At 58.4% G+C, this 11,250-nt stretch carries 11 protein-coding genes; 8 read left to right on the top strand and 3 right to left on the bottom strand.

From position 1 onward, the window contains the following. The first annotated feature begins 92 nt into the window (after window positions 1-92). A complete protein-coding gene (locus F451_RS0106015) occupies window positions 93-299 on the top strand; it encodes an AbrB/MazE/SpoVT family DNA-binding domain-containing protein (protein WP_020680455.1) in 207 nt (68 codons plus the stop codon). 174 nt (window positions 300-473) lie between these two features. After that, window positions 474-1,388, top strand: a complete 915-nt coding sequence (gene pbpG, locus F451_RS0106010) for a D-alanyl-D-alanine endopeptidase (protein ID WP_026291544.1) — start codon at window positions 474-476, stop codon at window positions 1,386-1,388. A gap of 138 nt (window positions 1,389-1,526) precedes the next feature. On the opposite strand, the gene pyrC is transcribed toward pbpG, so the two are convergent. From pyrC to F451_RS0105995, 3 genes are all read right to left on the bottom strand, one after another. Next, entirely contained in the window at window positions 1,527-2,573 is a 1,047-nt protein-coding gene (gene pyrC, locus F451_RS0106005) for a dihydroorotase (protein ID WP_020680453.1), read from the bottom strand. A gap of 141 nt (window positions 2,574-2,714) precedes the next feature. Continuing rightward, a complete protein-coding gene (locus F451_RS0106000; protein ID WP_020680452.1) occupies window positions 2,715-3,455 on the bottom strand; it encodes a lytic transglycosylase domain-containing protein in 741 nt (246 codons plus the stop codon). A 176-nt stretch (window positions 3,456-3,631) separates the two neighbouring features. After that, entirely contained in the window at window positions 3,632-4,381 is a 750-nt protein-coding gene (locus tag F451_RS0105995; protein ID WP_020680451.1) for an FCD domain-containing protein, read from the bottom strand. 264 nt (window positions 4,382-4,645) lie between these two features. On the opposite strand from F451_RS0105995, the gene manD reads away from it, so the two are divergent. From manD to F451_RS0105965, 6 genes are read left to right on the top strand one after another with little or no spacing between them, the layout of a single operon-like run. Next, window positions 4,646-5,857 (top strand): D-mannonate dehydratase ManD, encoded by a 1,212-nt coding sequence (gene manD / locus F451_RS0105990; RefSeq protein WP_020680450.1) that lies wholly within the window; start codon window positions 4,646-4,648, stop codon window positions 5,855-5,857. Between the two features lie 7 nt (window positions 5,858-5,864). Then, window positions 5,865-6,887, top strand: a complete 1,023-nt coding sequence (locus F451_RS0105985) for a Zn-dependent oxidoreductase (protein ID WP_020680449.1) — start codon at window positions 5,865-5,867, stop codon at window positions 6,885-6,887. A gap of 46 nt (window positions 6,888-6,933) precedes the next feature. Further along, window positions 6,934-7,890, top strand: coding sequence for a TRAP transporter substrate-binding protein (locus F451_RS0105980; protein WP_020680448.1), 957 nt, complete (start codon window positions 6,934-6,936; stop codon window positions 7,888-7,890). A 53-nt stretch (window positions 7,891-7,943) separates the two neighbouring features. Then, window positions 7,944-8,492: a TRAP transporter small permease gene (locus tag F451_RS0105975; protein WP_020680447.1), complete on the top strand. Its 549-nt coding sequence runs from the start codon at window positions 7,944-7,946 to the stop codon at window positions 8,490-8,492. Beyond that, window positions 8,492-9,766 (top strand): TRAP transporter large permease, encoded by a 1,275-nt coding sequence (locus F451_RS0105970; protein WP_020680446.1) that lies wholly within the window; start codon window positions 8,492-8,494, stop codon window positions 9,764-9,766. Before F451_RS0105975 ends, F451_RS0105970 begins: the two co-directional genes overlap by 1 nt. Before the next feature lie 26 nt (window positions 9,767-9,792). Continuing rightward, entirely contained in the window at window positions 9,793-11,250 is a 1,458-nt protein-coding gene (locus tag F451_RS0105965) for a mannitol dehydrogenase family protein (protein ID WP_020680445.1), read from the top strand.

Genomic DNA, 11,250 nt, shown 5'->3' with positions numbered 1-11,250 from the left:
GCACACAACAAGCCCGTCGTCATCCAGAGACGGGCAAAGGCAGAAACCCCACCTGCGGGGGTGCTACTGTACCTGGCACGGGAGAAACCGGCATGATTGAACTCAAAGTTTGCAAGATGGGCGAAGGCCTTGGTGTGGTACTGCCACCTGTGGTAATTGAAGCCCTTGAAGCCAGCGAAGGCGACACCATCTACCTGGTAAACATGCTTAACGGCAGCTTTCGACTGGCGCGGCACGACGAACATTTTGTCGAAGAAATGGAACTGGTCGATGGCATGATACACGAAGAAGATGCCTGACCCCTGGGGCGGCAGGATGCCAGCCCGAATACACAGCCACGAGGGATGTGGCGAATAAAATATTCATCCGGAGTTAGCGCAACCCTCGATGCGAAAAGACTGTGGCTGCTGTATCATGCTGAGCCATATGTATCTGTATTTATTGTTGAATCCATCGTCATCTGCGTGAATATAATGAAAAAACTGTCCGCATCCCTGTTACTGGTACTGGCCTCATCTCTGTCCATGGCCCATAGCGAACCTGCCGCCAAAACACCGGCCGCAGTCGAGCAAATCAAAAACATTCAACTGGCCTCGGCCAGTGCATCCATTGTCGAGCTTAAAAGCGGCAAGCGCCTCTACGGCAAGAACGCCGATGTGCCTGTACCCATCGCCTCCATTACCAAGCTCATGACCGCCATGGTCATCCTCGATGGCAAGCAGTCGCTAAAGGAAAACATCACCTTTACCCGCAACGACCGAAAACTGGCCCACAACTACTATTCCCGCATTCGTACCGCCTCGGAACTCAGCCGCGAAGATGTTATCCGCATCATGCTGATGTCCTCCGAGAACCTCGCCGCGACCGCGCTGGCCACCAACTATCCCGGCGGTTTCAAGGCGTTCGTTAATGCCATGAATGCGAAGGCCAAGACACTGGGCATGAACAACACGCGCTTCGTCGACGCCAGCGGCCTGTCACCCAACAACATTTCCACCGCCGCCGATCTGACCCGCATGGTCAGTGCTGCCGCCAAATACCCGCAGATTAGCGATTACACCACCACGAAAGTGTTTACCGCCAACTTCCAGAGCCCGCGCTACCGGTTGGCGTATACCAATACCAATGCGCTGGTCCGCGGCGGAAAATGGGACATTCGCCTGAGCAAAACCGGCTACCTGGACGAGGCCGGACGCTGTCTGGTCATGCTGGCCAGAATCGAGAACCGCGATGTGGTCATGGTCATGCTGGACTCCTTTGGCAAACGCACGCCCACCGGTGACGCCAATCGCATCCGCAAGTGGATTCAGACCGGCGACAGCGGCACCATTGCCGGCGCTGCCAGGGACTATGAACGCAGCAAGAATGCCGAACTGCAAAAACGCTAAAGCCACCGCTGGCGGGCAGCCACCCGCGATCCTGCCCTGAAAACAAAAAAATGCCGACATTCAATGCCGGCATTTTTTGGTATCAAACCGCCCTGTGCGCGTTAACCTGCAACCCAGAAACGGCCAACGGGGCGCATGCTACTCGGCCCTTACGCGCCAATGCAGAGCGAAGCCCGGATCAAACACCTGGATCGATTCCCCCTGGGCCTCGACATTCGCGGGCAGCGGCAGTGCCTCAGCGGTTTTTTCCAGCAGCAAAAAGTCGCTGTTAGGCTCAACGCCATAGAACGCCGGGCCATTCAACGACGTAAAGGCTTCGAGTTTGTCCAGCGCATTCTCCTGCTCGAATACCGTGGCAAGTGTTTCCAGGCACACCGAGACATTGAAAATGCCGGCGCAGCCACAGGCACTTTCCTTGGCAGAACGCAGGTGCGGAGCAGAATCCGTTCCCAGGAAGAAACGCTGATCCCCGGAGGTCGCCGCTGCACGCAGCGCCAGGCGGTGGCTTTCACGCTTTGCAACCGGCAGACAGTAATAGTGCGGCTTGATGCCCCCCACCAGCATGGCGTTGCGATTGATCACCAGATGGTGCGGCGTAATGGTCGCGGCGGTGTTTTCAGCGCAGGACTTCACAAACTCGATGCCATGGCTGGTGGTGACATGCTCAAGCACAATCTTGAGCTTCGGAAACCGACTGCGTACCGGGTTCAGCACACGATCGATAAAGACCGCTTCACGATCGAAGATATCGATGTCTGCATCGACCACTTCACCATGAACCAGCAGCGGCATGCCAATTTCTTCCATGGTCGCCAGCACGTCGTACACGGCTTCGACCTTTTTGACACCGGCCGCCGAATTGGTTGTGGCGCCCGCAGGATACAGCTTGGCTGCGACGACATGACCGGCTTCGAAACCCTGGCGCACATCAGCCGGGTCGGTCTTCTCGGTCAGGTAGAGTGTCATCAGCGGTGTAAAAGGGTCGCTCGCCGGGCAAGCCGCTTCTATCTGTGCGCGGTATTCAAGTGCCTGGGCGGTGGTGACCACGGGATGCTTGAGGTTGGGCATGATAATGGCCCGGCGAAACCAGCGCGTGGTTTCGGGCAATACTTTTTGCAGCACCTCACCATCACGCACATGCAGGTGCCAGTCATCCGGATAGCGGATACGCAGTAGGTTTGACATCGTCACGAACTCCCCTGAAAAATTCTGCGGGGCGTAACAACGTCCCCGCGCGACCGGCGCTAAGGGTACAACCAACGAGGGGGCCACTGCCAGCCCCAAAACACCGGTCCGCGCGCGAACCACGCAAATGCTCCAGGGCTTTCAGGGGGCCAGGCCCGCCTTTTGATTATAACGCTGGCGCAGAATCGCCACACGTTCCACGTACACCTGGGTCTCAGCGTAAGGAGGCACACCGCCGTACTTGCGCACCGCGCCGGCACCGGCGTTATAGGCTGCAACTGCCAGGCGCGCATCGCCCTTGAACGTTTGCAACAGATCGGCCAGATGCTTTACACCACCGTCAATGTTCTGCCGCGCATCGAAGGCATTTTGAACCCCCAGGGATGCAGCAGTCGCCGGCATCAACTGCATCAACCCCTGAGCCCCCATGTGGGACACAGCAGACGGATTGAAAGCCGACTCCGCATGAATCAGCGCTCGCACCAATGCAGGATCGACCTGGTGCTGCGCGGCGGCCTGGCGAACCAGCTGGGCATAGGCGGTAATGTTGAGTGGCGTCGTGCGCCAATTCACGGATGACACCGGATTACAGGCATAGCACTGGATCTTGACGATCTCGTAGTCGACATGGCCCGGTGGCTTGGCATCGGTGAAACTCAGGACGCCATTGTCCTTGCGGTACTTGTAGATTTTCGGCCCGCTGCGGGTGTTCAGCACCTTGTCGCCACGCGCGGGGCGGCCGACATTGGTGTATTCGATACGCCCGTCCGGATGGACAATACGGCGCAGGCTATCTGCCTGGCCCTGCGGCACGGCAAACAGCGACAATCCGACAATGGCGATTCCAAGCAGCGTTGCGCTGGACTGTAGTTTTAGCGTCATCACCGAAGTGTCAGCTATCGGCGCAAAATTTCAAGCTTTAAACGCAACCTCAGGGGCAGATTTTTCAGGCTTGTGTAACCGTATGCACATCTTGCCAGGCGTGAAGGCGCTCAGCGCCCTCCCTATGCACCAATACAACGAGTAATTTCAGGCCCCTTGGCGAACGGTATGCGCGATCAAAGCTGCCCGGGCTTCTGACCCGGACTGAGACTGGTAAACAGAAAACCGTCAAAGTCAGGATCTTCGGTATTGGACAGTGCAAAGAGTGTCACCTTCACGTTTTCCAGGTGCTGCCACATTGCCTGACGCGCGCCCTCCGCATTGCGCCGGCGCAGGTGTGCGAGCACCTCGCGGTGATCGTCCAGCCACTGGCCGCGGTAGGACGTATCCTTAATCCTTGAGTGCAGGATTTTCCACATGGGGCTGCGCTCACGCAGATCCCACAACTGAGTGCAGGTTTCGAGCAACAGGCTGTTCTGTGTCGAGCGGGCAATCAGCAGATGGAACTCGCGATCCGCCGCATCGCTTTTTTCGATCGAGTCCAGCTCCGCGCCTTCCAGATCCAGGGTCTCCTGCATCAGCTGGATATCGTGCTTGGTGACCACCTGGGCTGCACAGGCGGCTATCGAGCTCTCCAGTACCTGGCGCGCCTGCAGCAGCTCGAAAGGACCTATGTCTTCAGCAAAGCTCTTGATCATGCGGCCATCGCCCGGCACCTTTATCAGGTAGCTGCCGGATCCCTTGCGAACCTCTATCAGTTCTTCAATTTCCAGCATGATAAAGGCTTCACGCACCACCGTGCGGCTGACGCCATATTGATCCGCATAGACGCGTTCGGTCGGCAGCTTGGCGCCGGGTTTCAAGCCCTGCGCCCTGATTTCATCTTTTATATGCTCGCCAATATCACGATAGAGTCGTTCAGCCATAGTATCTAATTTCAGTAATGTTGACCGGTTCCACTGCCCTTTTTAGCGGCAGATTGGTATGACATCTTAGCATGGCGATGACGCCCTGTACGCCATATTTGACCATTAAATTCAAAAGATATTCACATCTGGTTCACCAATTCTGTATCTTTGGTTGCACACGCCGCAAAATTGGTCCAATATCAAGCCCACTTAACCGAACTGCCACCGTCCCCTGACAACTGGCATACCAAAAAATAATCCCATAGCCTCTCGGGTAACAGCATGAAAATTCGCGCGGCCAAAGTAATCGTGACCTGCCCCGGGCGCAATATGGTCACCCTCAAGATTGAGACCGATGAAGGCATCTACGGTATTGGTGATGCCACCCTCAATGGCCGTGAGAAAGCGGTCGTCGCCTATCTTGAAGATCATCTGGTGCCCGCCCTGATCGGCCGCGATCCGCAGCGCATCGAGGATACCTGGCAGTACCTGTATCGCGGAGCCTACTGGCGCCGCGGTCCGGTGACCATGACCGCAATCGCAGCTGTAGACATGGCACTCTGGGATATCAAGGCAAAAATGGCCAACATGCCGCTGTATCAATTGCTCGGTGGCAAGAGCCGCGACCGGGTGATGGTATATGGCCATGCTACCGGCACGGATATCCAGGGCTGCCTGGAAGAAGTTGAACGCCATGTCAGCCAGGGCTATCAGGCCGTGCGCGTACAGTGCGGCATTCCCGGCATCGCCTCGACATATGGAGTCGCCAAGGTGCCAGGCCAGCGCTACGAACCGGCGGATTCAGAATTGCCGGCCGAGCATGTCTGGTCCACCGAAAAATACCTCAACTTCGTGCCTCGGCTGTTTGAAGCCGTACGGGTACAATTCGGGCCGGACCTGCACCTGCTGCACGATGTGCACCATCGCCTGACCCCCATCGAAGCCGCGCGTCTTGGCAAGCTGGTAGAACCCTACCACCTATTCTGGCTGGAAGACTGCGTGCCGGCGGAAAATCAGCAGGCGTTTCAGCTTATCCGTCAGCACACCACCACCCCGCTGGCCGTGGGCGAGGTGTTCAACAGCATTCATGACTGTCGGGAACTGATTCAGAGCCAGTCCATCGACTACATACGCACTACACTGACCCACGCCGGCGGCATCACCCACGTACGTCGCATCGCCGATTTCGCTGCCCTGTATCACGTGCGAACCGGCTTCCACGGCGCCACGGATCTATCGCCGGTGTGCATGGGCGCAGCCCTGCACTTTGACACCTGGGTGCCCAACTTCGGTATCCAGGAGCATATGCCCCACAGTGACGAAACCGACGCGGTCTTTCCCCATGCTTACCGCTTCGAGCAAGGCTATTTCACCCCGGGCGAAACGCCGGGACACGGTGTGGACATTGATGAAAAACTGGCGGCACGCTACCCCTACAAACCAGCCTACCTGCCGGTAAACCGGCTTGAAGACGGCACTCTCTGGCACTGGTGAGAAGACAATGAAAGCATTTCAGGTAAATGCCGTGCAAAACTATGCGCTGGCAGATGTACAGACTCCCGCGGTAAAAGAAAAGGAAGTGCTGATCCGTACGGCTTTCGCCGGTATCTGCGGCTCCGACATGCATATTATCCACGGTCAAAATCCATTCGTGCAATTCCCGCGCATCACCGGACATGAATATTCCGGCACCGTTGCTGCCGTGGGCGACGCGGTAGAAGGTATACAGGTGGGCGACCGCGTGTGTGTCGACCCGGTGGTAAGCTGCGGTCATTGCTACCCCTGTCGCATCGGTCGGCCCAATGTATGCAGCAAGCTGCAGGTGATTGGGGTACATCGCGATGGCGGTTTTGGCGAGTACAGCTGCGTGCCGGCCGGCAATGTCATCCGTCTGCCTGAGACTGTTACGCTGGAACAGGCCGCACTGGTCGAACCCTACTCCATCGCCTCCAATGTACTGAACCGCATGGCTCCACTGCCGGGCGATACGCTGCTGGTGTATGGCGCCGGCGTGATCGGTCTGACCATCGTGCAGGTAGCGCGGGCCCTTGGCATCGAGCGGATTATTGTCTCCGATATCATCGACGAAAGGCTCGAAGCCGCCAAAGCACTGGGTGCCAGCGAAACCATCAACAGCGCGGAACAGGACCTGGAAGCCCGGATCAGCGAGCTGACGGCAGCTGAAGGCGTGCCACTGATCGCGGACGCCGCCTGCATCCCGGCTTTGCTGCCGCAGATGCTGCGGATCGCCTCGCCGGCCGGTCGTATCGGCCTGCTGGGATTTACGGCTACACCCAGTGATCTGGTGCAGCTCGAAGTCATCAAGAAAGAACTGACCCTGGTCGGCTCGCGACTCAATAACGGCCGCTTTGCCGAGGTGCTCGACATGATCGCCGATGGCCGACTGGACCCCTGTGCCCTGATAAGCCATCGCGTCGAGCTCAATGGAATGTGTGAGGCGATCAGCCTCATCGAAGATCATCCCAGCCTCACCCGCAAGGTGCTGGTTGAAATGAAGGGCTAACGCGACATGTTCGCAACCAGCCAAAAACAAAAACTGGAGACTCACGATGTTCAAAACCCTTCTCAAAGCGGCGATTGCAAGCTCAATCGTCTTTGCATCCATCACAAACGCAGCCGATTTCACGCTAAAGCTCGGCCACCCGGCCAATGAAGACAATATCTGGCACAAGGCGGCACTGAAATTCAAACAGTCCGCTGAAGAAAAATCAGAGGGCCGAATCAGCGTGCAGGTATACCCGAGCGAACAGCTGGGCAAGGAAATGGATGTCATCAATAGCATTCAGCTGGGTACTGCAGACATGACCATTACCGGCGAGTCACTGCAAAACTGGGCGCCCAAGGCTGCGCTGCTGGCAGTCCCTTATGCGTTCACCAACTCCGAACAGCTGCGCAGCGCAGTCGAGGGTGAGGTCGGCCGCGAAATCAGCGAGCAGATTACCGAACGCGCAGGACTGGTGCCGCTCGCCTGGTTTGAACGCGGCGCCCGCCACCTGACATCCAACCGCCCGATCCGTACCCCGGACGAGCTGGACGGACTCAAGCTGCGCGTTCCCAACGTTCCGCTGTTCGTCAAGACCTGGGAACGCCTGGGCGCCAAGCCGATTCCCATGGCGTTCAGCGAAGTGTTTACCGCCCTGCAGCAAAATACCATTGATGGCCAGGAAAACCCTCTGAGCCTGATCAACAGCGCCAGCTTCTTTGAAGTGCAGAAATACGTCAACCTCACCGGCCATGTGCGCAGCTGGATCTATGTCGTCATTGGCCAGGACAAGCTGAACAGCATGCCAGACGACCTGCAAAAGATCGTTTGGGATGCCGCCGCCGAAATGCAGGCCTACGAGCATGACATGTTTGCCGCTGACGAGCAGCAGCTGGCCGACACCCTCAAGAGCAAGGGCATGGAGCTGATCGAGGTCGATACAGAAGCGTTTAAAACCAAGGCCCGGGCCGCGGTCATGGAATCGCTGACCCCGGAACAGATCGAACTGTTCAATAAAATCTGATCGGGTGATAACCGGGGCCCTGGCCTGCCAGGGCCTCTTTCGGAGAGAACAAGATGGGTGTGTCGACCAAACCCCGCAACCCGACTGCCAGCAAGCCCGAGCGCACAGCCGTCCACTGGCTGAGCGGCTGCCTGCGCTGGATGGACCGACTGTTCGGTTTCCTGGCGATCACCGCACTGCTGGCCATCGCCGCCGTGGTGATTCTGCAGGTCGTCTCGCGCTTTATGCTGCCCAGCTCCCCGGTCTGGACCGAGGAGCTGTCACGCTACCTGTTTATCTATCTGATCGTACTGAGTTCCGGGCTGGTCATACGCCAGAACCGCCACGTAAGACTGGAGCTGTTCCAGCATGCCCTGTCACCCCGCAACCAGGCCGTTTATCAGGCCCTGTGTCATCTGCTGACCGGCGCCTTTGCGGTGTACATTCTGCCCTATGCCTGGAAATACGCCATGATTGGCCGATGGCAGACCTCCCCCGCACTGGAAGTGCCCATGGTATGGGTTTTTCTATCGATGGTGGTGTTTTTTGCGCTGACCGCTGTTTACAGCGCCCTGGGTGCGATAAGCGCTCTTAACGATCTGCGCAGCCCCGGAGCCCGATAATGGAAGTAATACTGCTGTTCGCCATTTTTTTTGTGCTGCTGGTGTTGGGCGTCCCCATTGCCTTTTGCCTTGGTATTGCCTCTCTGGTTTACCTGACATTGGCCGGCATTCCCCTGACCATCGTGCCGCAGCGCCTCTACGCCGGCATGGATACCTTTGTGCTGCTGTGCATCCCAGGCTTTATCCTGGCCGGTAACCTGATGAACGTCGGCAACATCACCGACTATATCATTCGCTTCAGCAACGCCCTGCTCGGCCACATCCGTGGCGGTCTGGGCCTTGCCAACGTCGGTGGCTCGATGATTTTCGGCGGCATTTCCGGTACCGCCGTGGCCGATACCGCCAGCATTGGTGCAGTCATGATCCCGGGCATGGCCAAAAGCGGCTATGACAAGCCCTTTGCCGCCGCCGTGACGGCCGCATCCTCAACCGTGGGACCCATCATTCCCCCCAGCGTGCCGATGATCATTGTCGGGTCCCTGAGTGGCATTTCCGTCGGCAAGATGTTCATGGCCGGCATCATCCCGGGCCTGCTGATGGGTCTGGCCATGATGGTGACAACCTACATTATCGCCGTGCGGCGCAATTATCCGCGCGAAGAGCGCGCATCGCTGCGGCAGATTCTCAGTGTCGGCCGCGGTGCCTTCTGGGCGCTGCTGATGACCTTCATTATCCTTTACGGCATCATCGGCGGCCTCTTTACCCCCACCGAAGCCTCCATTGTCGCCAGTCTCTATGCGTTCATTGTCGGCATGTTCGTCTACAAGGGCCTGAGCTGGAACAATCTGCCCAAGCTGCTGCTGGATACGGCCCTCAGTGCCTCGGCGCTGCTTATCCTGGTAGGCATGGCCAACCTCTTCGGCTGGATTCTGACCAGTGAGCAGATCCCGCAGATGCTGGCCTCGGCGATCTTTGATATCAGCCGCAATCCCATCATTGTGATATTGATCATCAATCTGGTGCTGCTGCTGGTCGGTGGTTTCATGGAAACCATCGCCGCACTCATCATCCTGTTCCCGACCCTGCTCAAGGTGGCCGAAGGCATCGGCATGGACCCTATCCATTTCGGTATCATGGCGGTACTCAACCTGATGATTGGCCTGACCACCCCGCCGGTCGGTGTCTGCCTGTTTGTTGCCGCGGGCATCGGCGAACTGCCGATCACCAAGGTAGTGCGCGCCATCTGGCCTTTCCTGATCTGCAACCTGCTGGTGCTGTTGCTGGTGGCCTATGTACCCTCCATCTCGCTGTGGCTTCCGTCTTTGATGGACTGACGATTTAAAACCAGGACCTATTCAAAATGCAGATTGAACGCATCGCAAGCAGCCGCGCTACCGATTCCACGGCAACGGGCATCGTCCACCTGGGACTCGGCGCTTTTCACCGCGCCCACCAGGCGGTGTACCTGGAGCAGTACCTGGCGCTAAAAGGGGGCGACTGGGGCATTTGCAGTGCCAATATTCGCGCCAACCAGACCCTGGTTGACCAGCTCAGTGCAGCAGAGTACCGCTACCCGGTGGTGGAATACCGCAGCCGCGAACAGGCCTGCGTACGCGAAATCCGCGCCATTCAAGAAGCCCTGTTCGCGGGGTCTGACGCCGGGCGCGAGACACTGTTACAACGCCTGGCGGCACCCGACACCCGTATCGTCACCCTGACCATCACGGAAAAGGGCTACTACCTGGAACCCAGTGTGGCGCGGTTGCGCCTGGATGATCCGGCTATCCAGCACGACCTGGCCCGGCCCCAGAGCCCCAAAACCGCACCGGGATTGCTGCTTGAAGCTCTGCGGCGGCGGCGCCTGGCGGGTATCGCGCCCTTTACGGTGCTGTCCTGCGACAACATGCCCCATAACGGCCGCCGTACCCGGGCCGCCGTGCTTGCCCTGGCCAGCCGGCAAGACCCCGAGCTGCACGACTGGATCAAGACCCACGTCTGCTTCCCGGGTTCGATGGTGGACCGTATCGTACCGGCCATGACCCCTGAGGACTTTGCGCGCCTGGCACGGGAACTCGACTGCACGGAGCCGACAGCAGTGATTTGCGAGTCCTTCAGTCAGTGGGTGGTGGAAGACAACTTCAGCCTTGGGCGCCCCGAGTGGGAATGCGTGGGCGTACAGATGGTGGACGATGTAACGCCTTTTGAAACCATGAAACTGCGCATGCTCAACGGCAGCCACTCGCTGCTGGCCTATCTGGGCCCGCTGGCCGGGTACCGGACCGTGGCCCAGGCCATGCAAGACCCCGCGATACGCAACTTTCTGCATCACTATATGCTGCACGAAGCCGTACCCACGCTGCAGGGTATTGACCCGGCAGAACTGCAGGCCTACGCAACGCGGTTGCTGCAGCGCTTCGCCAATGACAGCCTGCAGCATCAGCTGCACCAGATCGCCATGGACGGTTCGCAAAAGCTGCCCCAGCGCTGGCTCGATGGCTGCCAGGTCCTGCTCGACACGCATCGGCCTATTGCCTGTACGGCGCTTGGCATTGCCGCCTGGATAAACCACGTGCAGCAGGCCCAGAGCGAGCGGCGCGAACTCAATGACCCGCTGGCCCCGCGGCTTCTGGCACTGGCTGAAAGCCATCGTGACCAGCCGCAGGAGCTGCTCGCTGCCTTCCTGGCCCAGGACGATATCTTTGCCCCCGCGCTCGCAGCCAACAGCCGGTTTCAGGAGGCTCTGAGCCATGCCTATAGCGCTCTGCAGCAGGGCCCCCTGCCCGAACTGCTCAAGCAGCTGACCGCACATTCCGATTAA

The sequence above is a fragment of the Marinobacterium rhizophilum DSM 18822 genome (assembly GCF_000378045.1).
GTDB classification, from domain to species: domain Bacteria; phylum Pseudomonadota; class Gammaproteobacteria; order Pseudomonadales; family Balneatricaceae; genus Marinobacterium_A; species Marinobacterium_A rhizophilum.
Note: the sequence above shows the minus strand (reverse complement) of the source record. Positions and strands in the feature narration are given on the sequence as shown.